This window comes from Streptomyces griseoaurantiacus (assembly GCF_036189845.1).
GTDB lineage: Bacteria > Actinomycetota > Actinomycetes > Streptomycetales > Streptomycetaceae > Streptomyces > Streptomyces griseoaurantiacus.
This window is the reverse complement of the sequence record NZ_CP108326.1, coordinates 5466727-5490415: the sequence shown is the minus strand read 5'-3', so window position 1 is coordinate 5490415 and position 23689 is coordinate 5466727. Positions and strand designations below refer to the sequence as shown.

The 23689-nt window shown below is 74.5% G+C and carries 17 protein-coding genes; 7 read left to right on the top strand and 10 right to left on the bottom strand.

The genetic code is table 11. The features are described 5' to 3' along the window. Positions 1 to 19: 19 nt before the first annotated feature. Entirely contained in the window at positions 20 to 1573 is a 1554-nt protein-coding gene (gene eccB, locus OHB09_RS24495) for a type VII secretion protein EccB (protein ID WP_328922526.1), read from the bottom strand. A 336-nt stretch (positions 1574 to 1909) separates the two neighbouring features. On the opposite strand from eccB, the gene eccE reads away from it, so the two are divergent. The 4 genes from eccE to OHB09_RS33335 all read left to right on the top strand — a co-directional run bounded on the left by eccE (position 1910) and on the right by OHB09_RS33335 (position 9491). Further along, the gene (gene eccE, locus OHB09_RS24490; protein WP_328922525.1) at positions 1910 to 3106 is read left to right on the top strand and encodes a type VII secretion protein EccE; all 1197 of its coding nucleotides are present in this window, start codon (positions 1910 to 1912) and stop codon (positions 3104 to 3106) included. A 158-nt stretch (positions 3107 to 3264) separates the two neighbouring features. Further along, the gene (locus tag OHB09_RS24485) at positions 3265 to 4023 is read left to right on the top strand and encodes a hypothetical protein (protein WP_006139473.1); all 759 of its coding nucleotides are present in this window, start codon (positions 3265 to 3267) and stop codon (positions 4021 to 4023) included. A gap of 306 nt (positions 4024 to 4329) precedes the next feature. Next, positions 4330 to 5847 carry an outer membrane protein assembly factor BamB family protein gene (locus tag OHB09_RS24480; protein WP_234527630.1) on the top strand — a complete coding sequence of 506 codons (1518 nt, stop codon included), beginning with the start codon at positions 4330 to 4332 and terminating at the stop codon, positions 5845 to 5847. Between the two features lie 377 nt (positions 5848 to 6224). After that, positions 6225 to 9491 carry an SCO5717 family growth-regulating ATPase gene (locus tag OHB09_RS33335; protein ID WP_407077347.1) on the top strand — a complete coding sequence of 1089 codons (3267 nt, stop codon included), beginning with the start codon at positions 6225 to 6227 and terminating at the stop codon, positions 9489 to 9491. Between the two features lie 107 nt (positions 9492 to 9598). Here OHB09_RS33335 and OHB09_RS24460 read toward each other — a convergent pair whose 3' ends face one another. From OHB09_RS24460 to rimP, 9 genes are all read right to left on the bottom strand, one after another. Next, entirely contained in the window at positions 9599 to 10552 is a 954-nt protein-coding gene (locus OHB09_RS24460) for a bifunctional riboflavin kinase/FAD synthetase (RefSeq protein ID WP_093600253.1), read from the bottom strand. 117 nt (positions 10553 to 10669) lie between these two features. Beyond that, the gene (locus OHB09_RS24455; protein ID WP_407077346.1) at positions 10670 to 13555 is read right to left on the bottom strand and encodes a trypsin-like peptidase domain-containing protein; all 2886 of its coding nucleotides are present in this window, start codon (positions 13553 to 13555) and stop codon (positions 10670 to 10672) included. 373 nt (positions 13556 to 13928) lie between these two features. Continuing rightward, entirely contained in the window at positions 13929 to 14834 is a 906-nt protein-coding gene (gene truB / locus OHB09_RS24450; RefSeq protein ID WP_093600259.1) for a tRNA pseudouridine(55) synthase TruB, read from the bottom strand. Beyond that, positions 14831 to 15289 carry a 30S ribosome-binding factor RbfA gene (gene rbfA / locus OHB09_RS24445; RefSeq protein WP_006139485.1) on the bottom strand — a complete coding sequence of 153 codons (459 nt, stop codon included), beginning with the start codon at positions 15287 to 15289 and terminating at the stop codon, positions 14831 to 14833. Before rbfA ends, truB begins: the two co-directional genes overlap by 4 nt. Positions 15290 to 15352: 63 nt before the next feature. Beyond that, on the bottom strand, positions 15353 to 15649 hold the full coding sequence (locus OHB09_RS24440; protein WP_040894654.1) for a DUF503 domain-containing protein: 297 nt from the start codon (positions 15647 to 15649) through the stop codon (positions 15353 to 15355). A gap of 288 nt (positions 15650 to 15937) precedes the next feature. Continuing rightward, a complete protein-coding gene (gene infB, locus OHB09_RS24435; RefSeq protein WP_093600262.1) occupies positions 15938 to 19000 on the bottom strand; it encodes a translation initiation factor IF-2 in 3063 nt (1020 codons plus the stop codon). A gap of 161 nt (positions 19001 to 19161) precedes the next feature. Continuing rightward, positions 19162 to 19443 carry a YlxR family protein gene (locus OHB09_RS24430; protein WP_078630838.1) on the bottom strand — a complete coding sequence of 94 codons (282 nt, stop codon included), beginning with the start codon at positions 19441 to 19443 and terminating at the stop codon, positions 19162 to 19164. 199 nt (positions 19444 to 19642) lie between these two features. Then, entirely contained in the window at positions 19643 to 20635 is a 993-nt protein-coding gene (gene nusA / locus OHB09_RS24425; RefSeq protein ID WP_006139489.1) for a transcription termination factor NusA, read from the bottom strand. A 2-nt stretch (positions 20636 to 20637) separates the two neighbouring features. Then, positions 20638 to 21177: a ribosome maturation factor RimP gene (gene rimP, locus OHB09_RS24420; RefSeq protein WP_006139490.1), complete on the bottom strand. Its 540-nt coding sequence runs from the start codon at positions 21175 to 21177 to the stop codon at positions 20638 to 20640. A gap of 308 nt (positions 21178 to 21485) precedes the next feature. On the opposite strand from rimP, the gene OHB09_RS24415 reads away from it, so the two are divergent. From OHB09_RS24415 to OHB09_RS24405, 3 genes are read left to right on the top strand one after another with little or no spacing between them, the layout of a single operon-like run. Further along, positions 21486 to 22103: a hypothetical protein gene (locus tag OHB09_RS24415; RefSeq protein ID WP_328922524.1), complete on the top strand. Its 618-nt coding sequence runs from the start codon at positions 21486 to 21488 to the stop codon at positions 22101 to 22103. Continuing rightward, the gene (locus OHB09_RS24410; protein ID WP_328922523.1) at positions 22100 to 22624 is read left to right on the top strand and encodes a ferritin-like domain-containing protein; all 525 of its coding nucleotides are present in this window, start codon (positions 22100 to 22102) and stop codon (positions 22622 to 22624) included. Before OHB09_RS24415 ends, OHB09_RS24410 begins: the two co-directional genes overlap by 4 nt. A 51-nt stretch (positions 22625 to 22675) precedes the next feature. After that, on the top strand, positions 22676 to 23608 hold the full coding sequence (locus OHB09_RS24405; protein ID WP_191853288.1) for an aminoglycoside phosphotransferase family protein: 933 nt from the start codon (positions 22676 to 22678) through the stop codon (positions 23606 to 23608). Positions 23609 to 23689 lie beyond the last annotated feature (81 nt).

Here is a 23689-nt window from a genome sequence, read left to right as displayed (position 1 = left end):
GCCCCCGATCCGGGCCGGATCACGAACCCTGCGGCTGCCGCGCGCTGTTGGTGTCCAGCCGGGGCCCCTTGGCGAGGAGTTCCGACCAGACGGCGGGCACCTTGGCGGGCCGGACGTTCTCGTAGCCGAGCTTGACCTGGGCCTCGCTGGGTTCGGGGGTGCCCTCGGCGTTCTTCCCGCGGCTCGCGCCGATCTTCGAGGTGCGGCTGTCGCTGTCCCCGTTGGCCTGGACGGCGTACCGCAGCCCGGTGTCGGTGACGAGGAAGAGGGCGCCGGCGCCGGTCTCGGTGCCCTGGAACTGGGTGTAGAGCAGCCCGGTGCCCGGGGTGACGTAGGTGCTGGTGCCCTCGGCGGTGTTCTCGAGCGGGTATCCGGTGCCCGCCCAGGTGCTGAGCGTGGTGGCGTCGTCCTCGCCGACGTCGCGCAGCACGCTGCACACGGTGTCGCGGGCCGAGCCGCCGCCGGCCGCCGAGTCCATGGGGGACGCCGTGGGCGCCGAGTTGACCTGCCGGGTGCGCCGGAGGGGCCAGTGGGCGGCCTGGCCGGCGAAGGGCTCGGCGTCGGCGGTGAAGTCCTGCAGGCCCACCGTGCGGGCCCGGCCGTTCATGTTCAGCGCGGTCGTCTGCGGCGAGGAGATGAGCAGCCAGGCGGTGAACTCGCTGACCGGCCGCACCTTGCCGGGCAGGACGACGTAGTACCTGGTGCCCTCGCCGGTCTCGGCCCGCAGGACCATGCCGACCCGGTTCTCGTCGTCCGAGAGCCCGCCCGGCACGTGTGCCGGTGTGCCGACGCCCGCCGGCAACCGCGGGAACCGGATGTCGTCCCCCTGATGGAGGGTGGCCAGCCACTCCTTGCTGACGGGTTGCGGCGCGCGGGTCCCGACGAGCGCGGTCGTCAGCGCGTCGGACTCCTTGCCGGTGACGGCGTACGAGGTGCCGTGCGCGTCGACCAGGTGGCGCGCTCCGGCGCGGGTGCGGACGTAGAGGACGTCGCCGCCGGAGAGGCGGTGCGAGTCGTCCATCGTGTCCGCGTCGCGCCGTGCCAGGACGAAGGTCGCCTGCTGCACGGTCTCGCCCTTGCCGCCGGGCTGTTCGCAGACGGCCCAGCGCTTGGCGCGGCCCGCCTCCTCGGCCGAGGGCAGCCGGTCCGGGGCGTAGGGGATGCCGAGGATGGGGCCGCGGGGCAGCTTGCCGGAGTCGAGGATCTTGTCGCCGACCTGGATGACCTCGTAGTCGGCGCCGTTCATGAGCAGGCGTGCGGAGGCAAGGTTGAGGACCGGGTGCAACCGGGCGGACTTCCCCGTCTTCAGGACGACGTAACGGGTCGTCGACTGCTTGCCGACGATGACCCGGGTGCCGGGCTCGTCCCAGCCGGGGGGCGCGGTGGGCTGGAACATGCCCCAGGCACCGAAGACGGCCAGCGTCAGCGCGCCGGCGATCAGGCCGGGCACGACCGCGCGCAACGGCTTGGGCGCGCCTTCCTCCGAGCCGGACGGCGAGGGCTGCAGGAAGGCGGCGAGGGTGCGCCTCTTCGCGAACGTGTAGGCGTTGAGTTCGTCCCGCCGTGATGCCATGAGTGCCTGCTTCTCCCCCGTTGTCGCACCCGCGGGGACCCGCCCCCGCCCTGCGATGTCCGACCCGCCCCCTACTATGCATGGTGTCCGTGGGAACCCGTGGAGCGGGTAGGGTACCCGGGCCCTTCCGGGGCTCAAGTGCGGTGTCCGCACCGGTCGGTTGTGAGCAGGACAGGGGCAGGACGGGGGGAAACGGTGAGGGCTTCCGGTACGCGGTCGCGACCGCTCGGACGCACGGGTCCGGAGGGGGTCCGGCCACCGGCGGGGGATGCCGTCGGGCAGCAGCCGCCGGGGCCGCGGGACGGCGTGCGGGGCGCGGTGGCGCCGCGGTTCAGGATGCGGCTCGGTCAGGCCGGATCGTTCCGGGTGCAACGACTCGTGTTGCTCGAACTGGCGGTCGCCGCGCTGGTCGTCGGCTGGGTGGCCGGGCCGCTCCTCATGGTGCCGGCCGTGGTCGTCGCGGTGCTGCTGGTGTCGCTGGCCCTGGTCCGCCGCAGGGGCCGTTCGCTGCCCGAATGGCTGCTCACCGCACGCGAGTTGAGGGCCCGGCAGCGTCGGGCGGCGGCCCTGGTGATACCCGCCGACGCGGAAGCCGCCCTGGTGCCCGCCCTGGAGTGCGAGCCGAGTCTGCGCACGTACTCCTACGGGGTGCGGGACCGGCGGCCGGTGGGGATCGTCGGGGACGGGACGTTCGTCACCGCCGTGCTGCAGGTGGAGGCCGACGCGACGGCACTGCGGGCCGAGGTGAGCCGGCAGCCGTTGCCGCTGGGCCTGGTGCGGGACGCGCTGGAGGTGGACGGGATACGGCTGGAGTCGGCGCAGATCGTGCTGCACACGCAGCCGGCGCCCGCGCTGCACCTGCCGCGGCAGTCCGTGGCCGTCGCCAACTACCTGCCGCTGCAGCAGCAGACGGGGACCCCGGCGGTGCGCATCACCTGGGTCGCGCTGAAGCTCGACCCGGAGTTGTGCGCGGAGGCGGTGGCCGCGCGCGGGGGCGGTGCGACAGGGGCGCGGAAGTGCGTCGTGCGCGTGGCCGACCACCTGGCGAGCCGGCTGACCGGTGCCGGGTTCCGGGTGACGGTGCTCGACGAGGAGGGGCTGGTCGCCGCGCTCGCCACCTCCGCCTGCGCCGATCCGCTGGTGACCGCCGAGGCGGCACGCGGCTCGGCACGGGAGCGGCGGACGCAGGAGTCCGGGCGGAACTGGCGGTGCGACAACCGCCGGCACACCACGTACTGGATCGGGCGGTGGCCCCAGCTCGGCGGTGCCGAGTCGCTGCCACGCTTCCTCACCGGGGTGACGGCGATACCGGCCCTGGCGACGACGTTCAGCCTCACCCTCGCGCGGGGTGAGCGGCAGGAGGTGTCGCTGCGCGGGCATCTGCGGGTGACGGGGCGCAGTGAAGAGGAACTGATCGCCGCCCGCCGCGCCCTGCAGGACACGGCACGGCGGTCCGGGGCCGGGCTCGTCCGGCTGGATCGTGAGCAGGTGCCCGGCATGCTGGCCACGCTCCCCCTGGGAGGCGCACGATGACGACGGCTCCGACGCCTCCCCCGGCCGCTCCCGCACCCTTCCCGTCCGGTCCGGGACCCCAGCCCTTCGCACCCGCACCCGGAACCGGAACCGTGACCGGCCCAGGACCGGGGCCCGGACCGGGGAACGCTCCCCCGGCCCCGGCCCCGGACGCCGGCGTGACCGCCGGGGCGCACCCGCCCCGGCGGGCCGGGGCCGGCGGATGGTTGCGGCACGGACTCGGCCTCGGGCGCGGGCCGGCCGGGCCCCGGACCGGGCGGCACTCGCTGCCCGCCCAGGACCTGGACGCGCTCTGCCTTCCCCTGGGGGACGACGGGGTGGTGGCCGGGGTCGACGCCCAGGGCAGGCCGGCCGTGCTCGGCATCAACAGACCCACCCCCTACGACGTCGTCCTGATCGGCGGACTGTGGACCGCGCAGGTGCTGGCGCTGCGCACGGCGGCGACGGGCGCGCGGGTCGCCGTGGAGACCGGACGGCCGCAGGCCTGGGCGCAGATGGTCCACGCCATGGGCGGCGGGCAGAACGGCCTCGCCGTGTACGACGTGGGGCGGGTGCCGCCGCAGGGCGCCTCGGCCGGTACTCCGGTGCTGGTGGTGCGGGACTGCGGGATGCGGCCGCCGCGCGGGCGGGTGGTGTCCGGACCGTGGCAGGCGGTGCTGACGCTGCTGCCGTACCTGAGCCCGGTCGCCCCCAGGCTCATACGGCAGGCGCGGCTGGTGGGGGTGCAGCGGGTCTCGCCCGACGAGGCGGCCGAGCTGGGCCGCACCATGGCGCTCCCCCGGTCCGAGACCGACGCGCTGCCCACGCTGCACGACGGCCTCACGCTCTGGTGCGCCGAGCGCGACCGGCAGTACGTGATGACGCAGCCCACGGACGCCGAGATCGGTCTGCTGGGGACACCGCGCCGCATGGACTGAGGGCGCCGCGGCGACGGACGGCTCGGTCCGGCGCACGGCTCGGGCCGGCGGGACGACAGGCGCTGTCGGGGGCCGTCGGGCGGTCGGGGCCGTCGTCCGCTGCGGCGGGCGGCGCTGCGGAGGTCGTGCCGGGCTGCTCCTCCCCCCGCCCCCGCCCGGTTCCCCCGCTCGGGCACCGGCGAGGCGGTACGTCACGGCGCGTGGCGATGCGGATGCGGACGGCACGACGAGGAGGGCATGCGCGGAACGCATGCCCCGGAAGAACGAACGGAAGGACTCGGCGTGAGTTTCGGCCCGCCTCCCTCGATGTACACACAGTCCGCCGTGTCGGCGGACGACCGCCGCAGGAAGCGGCGAAGGAAGACGTTCGGTGTGATCGCCGCCGTGCTGGCCGGCGTCCTCGCGCTGGGGTCCGTGGTCGTCTGGGCCATGAACGGCTCGTCCTCCGGGAAGGACGAGCGGAACGCGGCCGACGCCCCGGACCGGCTCGACGTCAGGGAGACGGTCGAGAAGCGGCCCGCCAGTGCCACGGGGGCACTGGCGTTCCGCTTCTCCGCCGACGACCTGGCCCCGGGCGAGGAGCACGACATGCCGGGCCTGTGGGCGACCGACAAGATCGTCGCCAAGGGCATCAACCGGACCCTGCTCGGCTTCGAGATGGGCGCGGACGCGGCCGCGGGCGACGAGACCTGGAGCATCCGCTTCGACGGACCGATCTGCGGGACGACGGCACGGATGAGTGTCGAGCACCGCACCGCGATCCTCTTCGCGGGCACGGCCGAACGGGGCGCCCCCTGCGACCGGGTGGCCTTCGTGGACCTCGACGACGGCAAGACCCTGTGGAGCAAGAAGTTCTCCCCTGAGAAGTCGGGCGGCACGTCGGGTACCGAGGACACGTCCGCCCTCCAGCCGCCCACCGTCACGCTGACGCACGGCACGGTGGTCGTGACCTGGGGCGGCGGGACGGACGCGTACGCCATGGACGGCGGCAAGCGTCTGTGGCGGAACGAGAGCACGGACAAGTGCCTGCACATGGGCGCCGGCGGCGGGAAGGGCCTGCTGATACGGCTCGCGTGCCAGGGCTCCGATCCCGCGGCCCCGGCGACGTCCCGGGTACGGAAGGTCGACGCCCGTACGGGGCACACCGTGTGGACGTACTCGGTGGCGAAGAACGTCAGCGACATCCACCTGGTCTCCAGCGACCCGGCGGTCCTCGCGGTGTCCGCCGGGGACGTCGGCATCACCGACCTCCTCTCGCTCGACGAGCACGGGAAGTACCTGGCCACCATCCGGGTGCAGAAGGGCAAGTACGTCGCCGAGTGCGTCGACGAGGCGGACTACGTCTCCGTGGAGGACTGCCCGAGCATCGTCGTCGGCGACGGGCAGGTCTTCCTGCGGAGCGCGGAGCAGGGCGACCTGGTCAACAACGCCAACTGGATCGTGGGGTTCGACCTGAAGACCGGCAAGACGGTCAAGAAGTTCGACTCCGGGCGTGACGCGCTGCTGTACCCGCTGCGGATGAGCGGCGACCGCCTGCTGGCACTGCGCGAGAGCAGTGACCACATCTCCCCCATGGCGCTGATGAGTCTGGATCCGGCGACCGGCAGGGTGACGCCGTATCTCTACTTCGACCTGCCGTCCGAGGCCTGGACGTTGACGTCGCAGACGATGAACGACGTCCGCGTCGAGGACGGGCGCGTCTTCTTCGGTTCCAGGTTGGCGACCGGCCCGAAGGAGAAGACGTGGCAGTGGCTGGTCGTCGGGGTGGAGAGCGTCACCCGGCGTGCGGAGTCGCTGAAGATGCCGAAGAAGCAGGACCGCTGAGCCGGGCTGTCACCCGTGCCGGAGGAGAGGGGGCGCGGGGCCGGGGACGGGAGCTGAGTGATTGTGAGCGCTTTTCGTCCGTTTCGTTCGGTGAGGTCGACGGCGGGCGGGAACCCTTCGGGCATGTGACGAGGGAGTGGGGAGGAGTGGAGGGGTGGGCGGCCCTGCCCCGGGGACGCTTGTGGTGATTAGGCTGGGACAGGGCGCGACACCGGAAGTGTGGCGGGCCGTCGGCCCGCCAGGGGGTGAACCGGGCGGATTCGGACGACGTCGGACAGGGTCGGGCGGAGTCGGACGAGTTCACACAACTCACACAGCGAGAGCGGTTGCCCCCAGCACGGCACGCACGAGGATGCTCGACCACACCAGGAGGAATTGTGAACAGCGATCGGAACGGGTTCGGCGGGGGCTGGGCCACACCCGACGACGACCAGTCCGACGCCGAGTCCGCCATCGAGATGACGGGCGAGTTCACCATCGACTACGCGGCGCCCGCCTGGTACACGCAGAACGCCTCGGGCGGATCGGAGGAGACCGCGGAGGCCGACGGGGACGACTCCGGTGCGGCGGTGAGCCCTGCGGCCGAGGGCGCGGACGCGGGAGCGGGAGCGGGATCCGCTGTGCCCTCCGCTGTGCCCTCCGCCGGTGCCGGGGTGGCGGCCGCGCCGCCGCCCTCGCCCGCGCCGATGCCGGTCCCGCCCTCGGCTCCCGTGCCTCCGCCCGCCCCGGCGCCCGCGCCGACGACGGCTCCCGTGCCGGGTCCTCCCGTGGCTCCGGTGCCCGCCGCCGCGCCCGCGCCGCCCGCGCCCCCCGCTCAGGCCGCTCCCCCGGTGCCGCCCGCCGGTGACACCGCCGAGGCCTCGAACGTCTCCTCCGGGGACGGTTTCCCCGTGTGGACGCCGCCGACCGCGCCGCCACAGGCGGAGGAGGCCGGGAACACAGACGCCGGAAGCACGCACACCGGAAGCACGCACACCGGCGGTACGGACGCCGGAAGCGCCGTCGCCGAGGCCGGCGAGGCCGAGCCCGGTGGAGGTCTCGGGGGCGGCGCGACCATGAGGTTCTCCTCGGCCGCGCTCAAGCACGCACTGGAGGAGCGTGCACCCGCCGAAGCGGCCACGCGGGCGGAGGAGGCCGGTGACGGTGCTGCCTCGCCTTCGGCCCCGGCCCCGGTCCCGAGCCCGGCTCCGGTTTCGGCTCCTGCTTCTGCTTCTGCGTCCTCGAGGGGGTCCGAGGAGGACGGTCAGGCCGGGAACGAGGCGGCGGAGAGCCCCGCTTCGGCGACCCACGACTCCGCCGGGACCCCCGGATCGGGTGACTTCCAGCTCAGTGCGCCGAACGAGGGTGCCGCCCCAGAACCGGCGGAAGCCGAGGCGGCCACGAGGCCCGAGCGGTCCGGCGGTTCCGGCAGCGCGAGTGCGCCTTCCGGCCCGCCTTCCGTCAGTGCGGACTCCCGGAACGACGAGGCACAGGCCGCTCCCGGTGAGGCCGCCTCAGAACCGGGGTGGATGCCTCCGCCGGTACCCGGTACCGCGCTGCCCCCGCTGCCGCCCGCCTACCAACCGGCGGCGCCCGCGCCGACGGCTCACTGGACCGGTGCGCCGCAGCCCGGCGCTCCCGTGCCGCCCGCGGCCTCGCCCGCGCAGCCGCAGGGCGGACCGGGTCCGGAGCAGGCTCCCGCCGGTCCGCGACAGCAGGCCGTGCCCCCGCAACAGCCACCGCAGGCACCGCAGGCGACTCAACCGGCTCAGCCACCGCAGGCACCGCAGTCGGCTCACCCGGCTCAGCCACCGCAGGCACCGCAGTCGGCTCAACCGGCTCAACCGGCTCAGCCACCGCAGGCACCGTCGGCACCGCAGCAGCCGCCCGCCGGCTGGCACCAGGCGGCGCCGCCCGCAGCGTCCGGCCCGCAGCAGGGGTACGGCTTCCCGCAGCCCCCCGCACAGCCCGGCCCCCAGGGGCAGCCCCCGGCCCAGCCGGGGTACGGCTTCCCACAGCCTCCGGCACAGCCGGGACCGCAGCCCGGGGCGGAGCCGGCAGCACAGCCGGGAGCGCAGTCGCCCGGCCCTGCCGCTCCGCAGGCCGGCTACGGGTTCCCGCAGCAGGGCGCGCCGGTGCCCACGCCGGGTGGTTACGGCTTCCCGCAGCCCCCCGCGCCGCAGGCCGGGCCGGCCGGTGCGCCGCCCGCCCAGCCCACTCCTCCCGCACCGCACGCCCAGTTCGAGCAGGGCCCCGCGGCTCCGCCGCCCGGCTTCCCCCCTGCGGGCCCCCAGCCGCACCCCCAGCCCGGCGGGTACGGCTTCCCGCAGTCTCCCGGCGAGCCCGGCGCTCAGGGGCAGCCGCCGCAGCCCCCGCAGCAGGCGCAGCCGCAGCCCGTGCAGCAGCCGCAGCCGCAGCCGCCCGTCGACCCGCGCGCCGGTGCCGCTTGGCCGCAGCCCGTGCGGCACGACCAGCGTCAGCCCACCAACCCCGGTGCGGCACCGCTCGGTTACACGGCCGCTGTCGAACTGTCCTCGGACCGCCTGCTCAACAACAAGAAGCAGAAGGCCAAGAGCAGTCGCCCCGCCGGGGGCGGTGGCCGCTTCAAGCTGGGCGGCAAGAAGGAAGAGGCCGAGCGGCAGCGGAAGTTGGAGCTCATCCGCACGCCCGTCCTGTCCTGCTACCGCATCGCGGTCATCAGTCTCAAGGGCGGCGTCGGCAAGACGACCACCACGACCGCGCTCGGGTCGACCCTCGCCACCGAGCGGCAGGACAAGATCCTCGCGATCGACGCCAACCCGGACGCCGGCACGCTCGGACGCCGGGTGCGCCGGGAGACGGGGGCGACCATCCGGGACCTCGTCCAGGCGATCCCGTACCTCAACTCGTACATGGACATCCGGCGGTTCACCTCCCAGTCGCCCTCCGGGCTGGAGATCATCGCCAACGACGTCGACCCGGCGGTGTCCACGACGTTCAACGACGAGGACTACCGGCGCGCGATCGACGTGCTCGGCAGGCAGTACCCGATCATCCTGACCGACTCGGGCACGGGGCTGCTGTACAGCGCCATGCGGGGCGTGCTCGACCTCGCCGACCAGCTCATCATCATCTCCACGCCGTCCGTGGACGGGGCGAGCAGCGCGAGCACGACGTTGGACTGGCTGTCCGCGCACGGGTACGCGGACCTGGTGTCGCGGTCCATCACCGTCATCTCCGGGGTGCGCGAGACCGGAAAGACGATCAAGGTGGAGGACATCGTGTCGCACTTCGAGACGCGGTGCCGAGGAGTCGTCGTCGTGCCCTTCGACGAGCACCTCGCGGCGGGGGCCGAGCTCGACCTCGACATGATGCGGCCGAAGGTGCGGGAGGCCTACTTCACGCTGGCGGCGATGGTGGCCGAGGACATGTCGCGGCATCAGCAGTCGCACGGGCTGTGGACGTCGGACGGAAATCCGCCGCCGGTGGCCGCGCCGCCGATGCCGGGGCAGCCGTTGCCGGCGTCGCCTCCGACGCCGGGGTACTACGGCGGAGCCGGGGCCGGGTATCCGGGGGTGCCGCCGCAGGCGCCGTACGGGCAGCCGGGGGTTCAGCCCCCGCAGCAGCAGCCGGGGGCCGTGCCGCCGGGTGGGCAGCAGCCGCCGTATCCGCCGGCTCAGCAGTAGGAGTCGGCCGGGGGTGCGCGTGGGGGTTCTCACCCCCCGCCGCCCCCCTCCCCGGGTTCCGCAGCGCCGACGGGGGCTCCGCCCCCGCCCCCCGAAGCTCCCGGACCTCAGGACTCGGTCTGCTCCAGCAGCAGCCGGCGGCAGTGGTCGACGTCCTGAGCCATCTGGGCCATCAGCGCTTCCAGGGAGTCGAACGTGGCCTGGCCGCGCACGTAGGACTGGAAGTCGACGGCGACGTGCAGGCCGTACAGGTCGAGGCCGACGCGGTCGATCGCGTAGGCCTCCACCGTGCGTTCCGTGCCGTCGAACTGAGGGTTGGTGCCCACCGAGATCGCCGCCGGCATCGCCTCCTCGCCGACGTGCAGCCAGCCGGCGTAGACGCCGTCGGCGGGGATCGCGGTGTGCGGGAGCGTCTCCACGTTGGCCGTGGGGAAGCCGAGCTCCCGGCCCCGCTGGGCCCCGCGGACGACGACGCCCTCCACGCGGTGCGGGCGGCCGAGGATCTCCCGCGCGCCGGTCATGTCGCCCTCGGCGACCAGCCGTCGGGTGAGCGTGGAGGAGAACGGTTCGCCGCCGCCCGCCTCACCGCGCACGTACAGGTCCACGACCTCGACCTCGAAGTCGTACGTCCTGCCCTGCTCGGTCAGGAAGGCCACGTTGCCCGCCGCCTTGTGCCCGAAGCGGAAGTTCGGGCCCTCCACGACCGCCTTGGCGTGCAGCTTGTCGACGAGCACCTTGACGACGAAGTCGGCCGGGGAGAGCTTCGAGAACTCCTTGGTGAACGGGAGCACCAGCACCGCGTCGACGCCCAGCTCCGCCATGAGTTCGGCGCGCCGGTGGTGCGGGGCGAGCAGCGGCGGGTGGCTACCCGGGCGCACGACCTCGCTGGGATGCGGGTCGAAGGTGACGACGACCGTGGGCACCCCCAGCTCTCGGGCGCGTTCCACGGCGTGCCGGATGATGAGCTGATGCCCGCGGTGGACTCCGTCGTAGGAGCCGATGGTGACGACGCTGCGCCCCCAGTCCTGGGGGATGTCCTCCAAGCCACGCCAGCGCTGCACTGTGACCGCTCCTCGTCGAACCTGTGTTCGTCTGTCCTGCTCCGCCTCGCACGGAGCTCGCACGGAGGTTGCCTCCTGCGCAGGTCCAAGGGTGCCATGCCGGGAGCGCGGGCACGGTCACCGGGTGGCCGCCCCGGCGGGGAGGGCGGGGGACGTGCGGTGCGGCAGGGCGCGGCCGGCCTCCCGGGCGCGGGCACGCGGCGCGTACCGCACGGCGGCCGCGCGGCGCGCCGGGCGTTCGTCACGCTCCCACCGCTCGACGGCGCGTCGCATGGCGGACGGTTCCTCCTCGGCGAGTACGGCGAGGAGTTCCTCGCCGCGCGGGTGCGCGCTGTCGGCCAGGGCCTCGGTCAGGTGGTCGAGGGCGCCGTGGCGGTGGGTGTAGAGGAGGGCCTGCGCGGCCGTGGCCACGGTCGCGTGCGGGGTCGCGGGCAGCGGGCGGTCGTCCTCGAACCAGCGGGTGAGCTGCGGTTGCACGGCGGCGGGGTCGGCCGTCAGCAGCCGGGCGGCGGCGTCCAGGAAGCGGGGGCACGCGGGGTCCCCCGGCGCCCCCGGGGCCGGGTCGGTGACGACCAGCCGACGCAGCAGGTCGAACCGCTCGGCGGCGCGCAGGCGGACGGCCTCCCACAACGGTGGTCCCAACTCGGCCGGTACGGGCCGTGCTTGGGCGTAACGGGCGAGGATCCGCCGGGCGAGCCGGTCGAGGACTGCGGTGTACGGGGTGGCGTCGGGCACCCGGAGCAGGGTCTCGGCGAGCAGGCGGAGGGCCCACCACAGCGGGGTGCCGGGTGGGGGGCGGAGGTCGGCCGCGGGCGGTTCCGCGGGCATCAGCACCTCCAGTGCGTCGACCAACCGGCCGAGCTGGTAGGTGAGTTCGGCGGTGCCGCGGTCCCGGGCGAGCAGCAGCAGCGCCTCCACGACCGGGCCGATGCGGTGGGGCGGCACGGAGGGAGCGGGCGGCACGGGCGGTGAGCCCGCCGGCCCGTCCGCCGGGCGCGCCGCCCCGTACCACTCGGTCCTGGAGGCCGCCGAGTACGAGGCCCCGCGGAGCACGAGGGCGTCCAGCGCGGCCTCCACGTCCAGGTGCATGCCCTGGAGCCAGTCGCCGAGTTCCTCGTGGGCGAAACGGTGGCTGTCGCCCGTGCGGACGAAGAGCCCCTCGGCCAGGACGGCGGGGACCCAGTCGCCCCCCACCTGGATTCCGGCGCGGGCCGGGGCTCCGGGCCCGGCGCCCGGTCGTGCGGTGGCCCCTCCGGAGAACAGCAGCGCGAAGGAGGCCTCGTCCAGCGCGCCCTGGCCGGGCCCCAGGCACCGCCGCGCCGCCGCGTGCACCTGCCCGGCCACGTGGGCGGCGAGCCGGCGTACGGCCGTGCCGCGCGGGTGGGCGGGGCCGGTGAGGCGGGCGGCGACGCGGAGGCAGACGAGGTCGAGGTGGGCGGAGAGGATCTCGTGCCGGTCGGGGCGGCCACCGGGCTCCGGGCACTCCGCGCGCGCCTCGGCGAGGAGCCGCAGCGTGAGCGGGTGCCGGGCGTCGGCGGGGGCCAGGGCGGTGTCCGGGATGCCGTGGCGCGCACGGACGAGACGGGCCTCGTCGAAGCTGAGGTCGCCGAGGGCCACGCAGGGCGGGAGGGAGCGTCCCGCGGGCGTCCCCGGCCCGTACAGCAGCGCCCGGGGGAACGCGGCCCCCAGCCGTTCCCAGTACTCGGGGCGGCAGGCCAGGATCAGGCGGGCGCCGGTGGTCCGCAGCCACGCGGCCGTCGCCGCCGCCCATTCCGGCAGCCGCTCGGCCGACGCGTCCGGCATCTCCTCCGGTGCGTCGAGCAGGAGCAGCAGGGGGCGGCCACCCTCGCGGGCGACCCTGGCCAGCCGCTCCGGCCGCAGGTCCTCGGCACACGGCGTCCCAGGCATCCCGGAAGCCACCGGGGTCCTCGCGCCGCACCCCCCGGGTACGGCGGCGCGGGCCAGTGCGCGGGAGGCCGCGGCGGAGAGCGAGGGGTCGGCGGCGAGCAGGTCGGAGCCGCGCAGCCACAGGGTGGGCGAGGCCTCCGCCCCGGCGGCACGATGGGCGGCCAGGGCGGCGAGTTCGGTGGTGCGCCCGCTGCCCGGCGGCCCGACCAGCGCCAGGACGGCCGCTCCCCCGGCCTCCGTCCCCTCTGCCGCCTTCGTCCCCTCTGCCGCCTCCGCCCACTCCGGCGCCTCGGCGGCCCCGTGGGGCCGGTGCGTCCCGCGGGCCGCGAAGGTCTCGAGGTGCCGGGTGACCTCCGCGCGCGGCACCCGCTCCGGGCGCGCCGCTGGCACCCGCGGCGCCGACGCGGCCGCCGTCAGCCGTGCCGCGCCCGCGAGGTTCAGATCCGCCCCGTAGGCCGGTACGGTCGCCGCGTTGCGGGCGAGGAGTGCGGCGAGCGGGCCGTCCGCCCCCGTCAGCGGGAGCGCGAACCCGGCCGTCCGGTGCGCGGTGTGCAGGGTGGTGCCGAGGACGCCGAGGACGGCGCCGGTCTCCGCGTCGAGCACGGGGCCGCCCGCCGCTCCCCCGCCGGGGCGCAGCGCGTCGGTGCCGGCCGTGCCGAGGGCGAGTTCCAGGGCTCCGTCGAGAAGCCGGGGTCCGTCCGACGCGGTGTACGTGACGGTGGTCGTGCCGAGGACGCGTGCCTCGCGCCAGCCGCCGGCGGCGATCCGGACGTAGGCGCCCCGGCCGACCGCCCTGTGTGCGGCGACCGGCAGGGGGCGCGGGCCGCCCAGGCCCCGGGTGTGCAGAAGGGCGAGGCCGAGTCGTGGCAGCGGGGTGATGGCCGCGCCGGTGACCTCCGTGACGGCGTCGCCGGCCCGGACGAGCAGTCGGGCGGCGCCGTCGACCGCCTCGTGACTCGTGACGAGGGTGCCCTCGGGGTCCGCGGCGAAGCCGGTGCCTCGCGGCCGCCCGACCGGATCGAAGATCTGTACGAGGAGATCCGCGGTGGGCGCCGGGTCGTGGAGCCCCGTGAGGGCGCCGTCCCGTGCCGCCATGTTTCCCGTACCTCCCGCCGTGCGTTCGCCCCCGACGGTAGGCGGGTGGTGATCGGCGGAACAGCGTTCAGGGCGAACGCGCCCCCTTCCACACCCTCGGTTCACTCCGAGCGCCCGCCCGAAGGGGTGACGGATCGCGCACGGACGGATACATCTTGGTGAGGGGGGAACCGAGGGGGACCGTGGAGCGGTGATCAGAAATCACGACGACCTGATCGCCGCTCCACGGGCGTGTCGCGGACGGAAAAGCCGCCGAGCCCGCAAACAACCAGGCCCCCAAGCCGTAAAGCCGTCAAGGCCCCGGGGGCCCCGAACCGCACAGTCCCTGGGGCCCCGAACCGCCGAGCCCTCGAGCCCTCGAGCCCTCGAGCCGTCAGCCGAACACGGCCAGACTCTTCGCCTTGCCCTTCTGCTCCTCCACGAGCGCCACGAAGCGCCCCGTCGGGTCGAAGACCGCCACGGGACCGGCCCCGGCGTACTCACCGGGCATCTCCAGGCGCACGCCGTTGAGCGCGAGCCGCGTGCGCCGCTCGTCGAGGTCCCAGCGGGGGAACGCGGCCGCGGCGGCCTCGGCGACCGGCAGCACGGTCAGCTCCTTCTGGAGCTGCTCCAGCGTGCGGGCACCGTCGATCCGGTACGGCCCCACGCGCGTCCTGCGCAACGCGGTGAGGTGGCCGCCGACGCCCAGTCCGGCGCCCAGGTCCCGGGCGAGGGCCCGGATGTAGGTGCCGGAGGAGCAGACGACGGAGACGACCAGGTCGAGCACCGGCGTGCCGTTCTCGGCGACCGCGTCCCGTACGTCGTGCAGGGCGAAGGAGGAGACCGTCACCGGGCGGGCCGGGATGTCGAACTCCTCGCCGTCACGGGCCCGCTTGTAGGAGCGCACGCCGTTGATCTTGATGGCGCTCACCTTGGAGGGGACCTGCATGATGTCGCCGGTCAGCGCGGCGACACCGGCCTCGACGGCCTCCCGGGTGATCGCGGAGGCGTCCGCGGACGCCGTGATCTCGCCCTCGGCGTCGTCGGTGAGGGTGCTCTGGCCGAGCCGGACGGTGCCCAGGTACTCCTTCTCGGTCAGCGCGAGGTGGCCGAGGAGCTTGGTGGCCCGCTCGACACCGAGGACGAGCACGCCCGTCGCCATGGGGTCGAGGGTGCCCGCGTGGCCGACGCGGCGGGTCCTGGCGATGCCGCGCATCTTGGCGACGACGTCGTGCGAGGTGAAGCCCGACGGCTTGTCGACGATGACGAGGCCGTCGGGCGTGGTGTGCTGCTGGGTCATTCGGTGCTGTCGTCCGTCTCGTCGGTGTCCTCGGAGCCGGGCTTGCGGTAGGGGTCGGCCTCACCGGCGTACTGGGCGCCGGTGGCCGTCTCGCGCACCGCCTCGTCGGAGGCCCGGGCCTTGTCGAGGAGGTCCTCGATGTTCCGGGCGGTGTCGGGGAGTGCGTCCGCGACGAAGGCCAGGGTGGGCGTGAACTTCACGCCGGCCGCCTTGCCGACCTCGGAGCGCAGGATGCCCTTGGCGCTCTCCAGGCCCGCCGCGGCGGCCTGGCGCTCCTCCTCGTCGCCGTACACCGTGTAGAAGACGGTCGCCTCCCGCAGGTCCCCGGTGACCCGGGTGTCCGTGATGGTGACGTGCGAGCCGAGCCGCGGGTCCTTGATCCCGCGCTGCAGCTTCTGGGCCACCACCTCTCGGATGAGGTCCGCCAGCCTTTTAGCCCGCGCGTTGTCGGCCACTGGTCCGTCTCCCGTTCTTCGTGTTTCTTCGTGTTCTTGTGCGAGTGAACGCGGATGACCGGTTCAGTCGTCGTCCTCGCCGTGGAAGCGCCGGCGCACGGACAGCAGTTCCACTTCCGGGCGGGCGGCGACGAGCCGTTCGCACCGGTCGAGGACGTCGGTGAGGTGGGCGGCGTCGCCGGAGACCGCCGCGAGGCCGATGCCGGCCCGGCGGTGCAGGTCGAGGTGCTCGACCTCGGCGGCGCTCACGGCGTACTTGCGCTGGAGTTCGGCCACGATGGGGCGGACGAGGGCGCGCTTCTCCTTCAGCGAGTGGACGTCGCCGAGGAGGAGGTCGAAGGACAGGGTCCCCACATACATGTGTGCTGCCGGATGACCCGCCGGCGCGGGATCGGAGGGTCGGGCCGGTGATCGGCCGGACCCCAGCACGGTACCCGTCCGGGACGGGGACGGCCGGTGATTTTCCGCCCGCCGCCCCGGCCCGGCCCACGTCGGCCCGCGCCCGCGCCCGCAGGCGAGGGCACCGGCTCCCGGCGGACGGTTCGGGCACCGGGGCGCCCGGAATCCCCCGCGAAGTCGCGGTGGCCGCTCACGCGGTTCCCCGCGCCCCTTTCGGGGACGCGGGGAACCGGTGAGCCGCCGATCGTGCTACGCGCGCGGCTTCTCGCGCATCTCGTACGTCGCGATGACGTCGTCGACCTTGATGTCGTTGTAGTTTCCGAGGTTGATACCGCCCTCGAACCCTTCGCGGATCTCGGTGACGTCGTCCTTGAAGCGACGCAGCCCGGAGATGTTGAGGTTCTCCGCGATGACCTTGCCGTCGCGGAGGAGGCGCGCCTTGGTGTTGCGCTTGACCTCTCCGGAGCGGACCAGGACACCGGCGATGTTGCCCAGCTTGGACGACTTGAAGACCTCGCGGATCTCCGCCGTGCCGAGCTCGACCTCCTCGTACTCCGGCTTCAGCATGCCCTTCAGGGCCGCCTCGACCTCTTCGATCGCCTGGTAGATGACCGAGTAGTACCGGACGTCCACGCCCTCGCGCTCCGCCATCTGGGCGGCACGGCCGGCCGCCCGGACGTTGAAGCCGATGACGATGGCGTCGGAACCGGTCGCCAGGTCGATGTCCGACTCGGTGACCGCACCCACACCGCGGTGCAGGACGCGGATGTCGACCTCTTCGCCGACGTCGAGCTGGAGCAGCGAGGACTCGAGGGCCTCCACCGAACCGGACGCGTCGCCCTTGATGATGAGGTTGAGTTCCTGCACCAGGCCGGCCTTGAGGGCCTCGTCCAGGTTCTCCAGGGAGAACCGGACACCACGGCGGGCGAAGTTGGCGTTGCGCTCGCGCGCCGCCCGCTTCTCGGCGATCTGCCGGGCCGTGCGGTCCTCGTCGACGACGAGGAAGTTGTCGCCGGCGCCCGGGACGTTGGTGAGACCGAGGACGAGGACCGGGGTCGAGGGACCCGCCTCCTCCACGTTCTCGCCCTTGTCGTCGAGCATCGCGCGGACACGGCCGTACGCGTCGCCGACCACCATCGTGTCGCCGACCCGCAGGGTGCCGCGCTGGACCAGGACGGTCGCGACGGCGCCGCGGCCACGGTCCAGGTGGGACTCGATCGCGATGCCCTGCGCGTCCTGCTCCGGGTTGGCCCGCAGGTCGAGCGAGGCGTCCGCGGTGAGGACCACGGCCTCCAGCAGGCTCTCGATGTTGAGGCCCTGCTTGGCGGAGATGTCGACGAACATGGTGTCGCCGCCGTACTCCTCGGCCACCAGCCCGTACTCGGTGAGCTGACCGCGCACCTTGGTCGGGTCGGCACCCTCGACGTCGATCTTGTTGACCGCGACGACGATCGGCACATCGGCGGCCTTGGCGTGGTTCAGCGCCTCGACCGTCTGCGGCATGACGCCGTCGTTGGCCGCGACGACCAGGATCGCGATGTCGGTCGACTTCGCACCACGGGCACGCATGGCGGTGAACGCCTCGTGACCCGGGGTGTCGATGAAGGTGATCCGACGCTCTTCCTCGTTGACCTGGGTGGTGACCTGGTACGCACCGATGTGCTGCGTGATACCGCCGGCCTCGCCCGCGACGACGTTCGTCTTGCGGATGGTGTCCAGCAGTCGGGTCTTGCCGTGGTCGACGTGACCCATGACGGTCACGACCGGCGGACGCGCGACGAGTGCTTCCTCGCCGCCCTCGTCCTCGCCGAACTCGATGTCGAAGGACTCGAGCAGCTCGCGGTCCTCCTCCTCCGGGCTGACGATCTCGACGACGTAGTTCATCTCGTCGGCGAGCAGTTGGAGGGTCTCGTCGGAGACGGACTGCGTGGCAGTGACCATCTCGCCGAGGTTCATCATCACGGCGACGAGCGACGCCGGGTTGGCGTTGATCTTCTCCGCGAAGTCGGTGAGGGACGCACCACGCGACAGGCGGACGGTCTGTCCGTTGCCGCGAGGCAGCATCACGCCGCCGACCGACGGGGCCTGCATGGCCTCGTACTCCTGGCGCCTCTGCCGCTTCGACTTGCGGCCACGACGCGCGGGACCGCCGGGACGGCCGAAGGCGCCCTGCGTGCCACCACGGCCACCGGGACCACCCGGACGACCACCGAAGCCGGGACGGCCACCGCCGCCACCGGGACGGCCTGCGAAGCCGCCACCGCCACCACCGGGACCACCGGGACGGCCTGCGAAGCCGCCGCCGCCACCGCCACCGGGACGACCGGCGAAACCGCCGCCACCCGGACGACCGCCGCCACCACCGGGACGACCGCCGCCACCGGGGCCGCGACCGCCGCCGCCACCACCGGGACGCGGGCCGGCAGCGGGACGCTGCGGCATCATGCCGGGGTTCGGACGGGGACCGCCCGGACGGGGGGCGCCGCCCTGCGGACGGGGCATGCCGCCCGGGGTCGGACGGGAGCCGCCCGGAGACTGCGGACGGGGACCGCCCTGGCCGCCGGGGGCCTGCGGGCGCGGACCGGCACCGGGCGCACCCGGGCCGCCGGGACGCGGACCACCCTGCGGACGGGGCGCGGGGCGCCCCATGCCGGTGGAACCGCCGGAGGTGAACGGGTTGTTGCCGGGGCGCGGACCTGCCGCGCGACCGCCCGGACGCGGTGCGGCGCCACCGGGGCGCTGGCCCTGGCCGGCCGGACGTCCCTGACCCTGACCCTGGCCCTGACCGGGCGCGGCCGGACGGGAGCCGGGCTTGGGCGCGGGGCGGGCACCGGGACGCGGGCCCGTGGGGGCCGACGGCGGAGCCTGGAATTCCGGTGCCGCCGGGGCGGCGGGGGCCGGACGCGGCGCGGGCGCCGGGGCCGGCTTGGGGGCGGGCGCCGGACGCGGGCCCGGGGTCGGCGCGGACGCCGCCGGGGCTGCGGGGCGCTCGGCCGCGGCCGGCCTGGGGGCCCCCGGCTTCGGGGCAGCCGGACGCTCCCCCGTCGGCCTGGGGCCGGGGGAGGTGCTCCCGGACTGCGCCGGGGACGGCGCGGCGGGCCTGGGGGCCGCCTTACGGGGTGCCGGGCGGGCGCCGGACTTGCCGTTGCCACCGCCCTGCTGGAAGGCATCTGTCAATTTGCGCACTACGGGCGCCTCGATCGTCGAAGACGCCGATCGGACGAACTCACCGAGTTCCTGGAGCTTGGCCATGACGACCTTGCTCTCCACACCGAACTCCTTGGCGAGTTCGTATACCCGGACCTTAGCCACTTCGCTCCTTTGAGGTCCGGGTTGCGTCCGGACCGTCGCTAGTTCATGGGCGTACTCATCGCGTACTCATCGAGTGCTCATCGCAATCTCGACCTGCTTTCGACTCGCGAGGTACCTGGCCGTACGGGGTTCCGTACGGCACGTCCTACCGTGTTGCCTGCTCAGCAACTGTCCGCCTGCTCGACGTATCGGCGCAACGCCTTTGTGTCGAGCGGCCCCGGGGCGCGCAGCGCCCGCGGGAGGACCCGGCGGCGGACCGCCAGATCGAGACAGGCCGGTGCGGGGTGCACGTATGCGCCCCGGCCGGGCAGCGTACCGCGCGGATCGGGGACGCATTCGCCCTCGACCGCCACGGTGCGCAGCAGTTCGATCTTGGCCGCTCGCTCCCGGCACCCCACACAGGTGCGCTCAGGGCATGCGCGGACAGGCGTCCGGCCAGACACTATGAAGTCTACCTCCCCGCGGCGACCTCACCCCTTTGGGGCAAGAATCGAACACTTGCCGCGTTGCAACATGACGTGATCTGAGCGGCGGTGGGCCGGGATGTATTCCCGGCCCACCGTCCGCGGAGCGGCCACCAGGGGTTCCGCGCCCGCGTACGGGGGCGCGGCGTCCCCCGCCGGCCCGGCCCCGGCGCCCGCCTCAGTCCCGGGGCTCCGCCGGCTCCGTGTCGGGACGGATGTCGATGCGCCAGCCCGTCAGCCGCGCCGCGAGCCGCGCGTTCTGGCCCTCCTTGCCGATGGCCAGGGAGAGCTGGTAGTCCGGCACCGTCACGCGCGCCGAGCGGGCCGCGAGGTCCACGACGTCGACCGCGGACACCCGGGCGGGCGACAGCGCGTTGGCCACCATCTCCGCGGGGTCGTCCGACCAGTCGACGATGTCGATCTTCTCACCGTTCAGCTCGCCCATGACGTTGCGCACCCGGCCGCCCATCGGCCCGATGCACGCGCCCTTGGCGTTGAGGCCGGAACGGGTGGAGCGCACGGCGATCTTGGTGCGGTGGCCCGCCTCACGGGCGATGGCCGCGATCTCGACCGAGCCGTCGGCGATCTCCGGCACCTCCAGGGCGAACAGCTTCTTCACCAGATTGGGATGTGTGCGGGACAGCGTCACCGAGGGCCCGCGCACCCCCTTGGCCACCCGCACGACGTACGAGCGCAGCCGCATGCCGTGCTGGTAGCTCTCCCCCGGCACCTGCTCCTGCACCGGCAGGATGGCCTCCAGCTTGCCGATGTCGACCAGTACGTTCTTCGGGTCGCGGCCCTGCTGCACCACACCCGTCACGATGTCGCCCTCGCGGCCGGCGTACTCGCCGAGCGTGGCGTCGTCCTCGGCGTCCCGCAGCCGCTGCAGGATCACCTGCTTGGCGGTGGTCGCGGCGATGCGGCCGAACCCGGACGGGGTGTCGTCGAACTCGCGGGGCTCCTGGCCCTCCTCGAGGTCCTCGGGGTCCTCCTTCGCCCACACGGTCACGTGACCGCTGTCCCGGTCGAGCTCCACGCGCGCGTGGCGGCGGCTCCCGTCGGTGCGGTGGTAGGCGATGAGGAGGGCCGACTCGATCGCCTCGACCAGCAGGTCGAAGGAGATCTCCTTCTCCCGCACCAGGCCCCGCAGGGCACTCATGTCGATGTCCATGGCTACGCCTCCTCCTCGTTCTCAGCGTTCGCGGCGTTGTCAGCGTTCACGGCGTCGTCGTTCTTGTTCTTGCGGTTGAACTCGACCTGGACCCGCGCCTTGTCGACGTCAGGGAAGGCGAGTCTGCGGGTGGTGGGCCTGCGGCCCTTCACTCCGGGGACCTCCAGGTCCAGGCCCTCCTCGTCGACCCCGAGGATGCGGGCGACCAGCTCGCCGCCCTCCCGGAGCTGGAAGCGGACGAGGCGGTCGAGGGCACGCACGTAGTGCCGGTGCTCGGTGAGGGCGCGCTCCGCGCCCGGGGTGCCGACCTCGAGGGTGTACTCCCCCGCGCCCATCGCGTCGGTCTCGTCCAGCTTCGCCGAGAGCGCGCGGCTCACGTCGGCGACCCGGTCCAGGTCCGCGCCGGTGTCGGAGTCCACCACGACGCGCAGCACACGGCGGCGGCCCACGGACGCCACGTCGATCTCCTCGAGATCGAGTCCCTGAGAGGTCACGAGCGGTTCCAGAAGCTCTCGCAGCCTCTCGCTCTGGGTGGTGCTCATCCGGGTGACTCCTCGGCCGCGTGTGCTGTTGTGGAAGGGCGTGTGTCAGGGCAAAGCGTATCGGGTCCCAAGGGGTGTTGCCGTCCACCCGGACCCTCGGGCCGACCGCCCGGGCGGGCCCGCCGGGACGTCCCCGGCACGCGGTGACGCGCGTGCGGCGCAACCGGTGGCGCGGGTCACGTGCGCCCCCGGGTACGGTGAGCGCGGGCGGGCCCGCGCGTTCGGCGGGCGGACGCCTGTTCGTTCCCCCGCTCGTACCGTCGTCACCCGTCGTACGAGCCCGTACGAGGCCACCGAGGACGTCTGCCGTGCCGTTCCCCCTGCCGTCGCGCGCCGCCCCGGGGCCGCGCCGAAGGACCCTGTTCGCCTCGGCCGCCGGTGCCGTGCTGCTCGCGGGGTGTTCCGGCGACCCCGGCGGTTCCGGGGGCCGCGGAGCCTCCGCCGAGGAACGGGCGCGCGCGGGTGCCGCCCGCGACAGCGAACGGCTCGTGGCGCGGTACGACGCGGTGGGCGCCGCCCACCCGGGGCTGGTGGCGCGGCTGCGTCCGCTGCGGGCCGAAGCGGTGCGGCACGCGAAGGCGTTCGGCGGTTCGGTGCCGGCCACGGGCTCCCCCTCCGCCCCGGACTCCGCCACGTCCCCGCCCTCCGCGACCGACGCGCCCTCCGGCTCGTCCTCCGGGGCCCCCGCCGCCCGCGGCACCGTGCCCGCCGATCCCGCCGCTGCGCTGGCCGCGCTGGCCGACGCCGAGAAGACGCTGGCCGACCGGCGGACCGCGGCCCTCGCCGGGCTTCCCGGCGAGACGGCCCGGCTGCTGGCCTCCGTGGCGGCGGCCGGCGCCGCCCACGCGTATCTGCTGACGACGTGGAAGCCGAAGCCGGACACGGGATCGGACTCCGGCGCGTCCGGTGGGGAGGAGAGGGGATGACCGTGCACAGCGGAGGTACGCCCACGCCGTCGGCGGGAAAGACCGGCGGAAAGGGCAGTGGCGCGAACGCCGCCGAGCTCGAGGCGCTGCAGGCCGCCCTGGCCGCCGAACACGCGGCCGTCTACGGGTACGGGGTGGTCGGCGGCCGGATAGGGCACGGCCGGCGCGTCGAGGCACAGGAGGCGTACGACGGGCACCGGGCGCGGCGGGACCGGCTCGTGCGCGCCGTGAGCGACCTCGGCGCCACCCCGCGCGCCGCGGCCGCCGGGTACGCGCTCCCCTTCGCCGTGGCGGACTCGGCAGCCGCCGTGCGGCTCGCCGCCGAGCTCGAGCGACGGATCGCCGCTGTCTACTCCGACCTCGTCCGGGCCGCGACGGGTGCGCGGCGCGGGGACGCCGCCGAGGCGCTGCGGGAGGCGGCGGTACGCGCGGTGCGCTGGAGCGGGGAGAGCGTAGCCTTCCCTGGTCTCGCCGAACGGGCGGCGGCCGGTCCGGGCGCCTCGGCGACGCCGCGGGAGTAGCCCCGCGGGGGGAACGGTCAGGGAACAGACCTCGAAGGGAACGACTCGCGCATGGCTTTCGAACCGCCGCCGCGGCTTGTGCGGGCGCTCGCCGAGACCCGGCGTGACGGGGCCGACGCGTGGCTCCACGACCTTCCCGAACTGCTGCGGCGGGCCGTCGCTCTACGCGGGTTGACGGTGGAGCGGGTGCACCGGCCCGGCGGGCGCAGCGGCCTCATCGTGCTGGTGCGGCGGGCGGACGGCAGCCCCGCGGTGCTGAAGCTCGCCCCGGCCGCCGCGCGGCCCGGCGCCGAGCGTGCCGCGCTGGTGCGGTGGGACGGGTTCGGGGCGGTCCGGCTGCTCGACGCGGACGGGGCCGGTGACACGTCCGGGGCCGCCGCCGGTGACGAGGGTGTCCTGCTGCTGGAGCGGCTGCATCCCGAGATGTCGGTGCGCTCGCTGCCGGAGGCGAAGGCGCTGCTGGAGGCGGCCGGGACGCTGCGCCGGCTGTGGGTCGAACCGCCGGCCGGGCACGCCTTCGAGACGGTGGCCGGGCGGACGGGTCGGCAGGCGGAGGCGATGCGGGCGGCGGCCGAGGCCGAGCCCGACGTACGGCCGCTCGTGGAGTCGGCGCTCGCGGCGCGGGAGGAGTTGGTCGCCTCGGCGCCCGAGGGCCGGTTGCTGCACGGCACGTTCCGGCAGAGCAAGGTGCTCGCCGGGGAGCGGATGCCGTGGCTGGCGGTGGGACCGGACCCGGTGGTGGGCGAGTGCGCCTTCGATCTGGCGCGTCTGGTACGGGACCGGGTCGAGGACCTGGTCGCGACGCCCTCGGGGGCGTCCACGACGCGCCGGCGGGTGAAGCGGCTCGCGGAGTCGCTGGATCTGGACCGGGAGCGGGTGCGGGGGTGGACGCTGTTCCGGGCCGTGGAGTCGGGTGTGCGGGCCTTCCGCGTGGGCCGGCCCCGCGACGCGGAGGTACTGCTGGAGTTCGCCGGCTGGCTGTGACGCGCGGGGCCCCGGGCGCGGCGGAACCCGCCGGGAAGCGGTCGCGGAAACGCACGAGGGGGCGGAGGGCACGTCGTACGC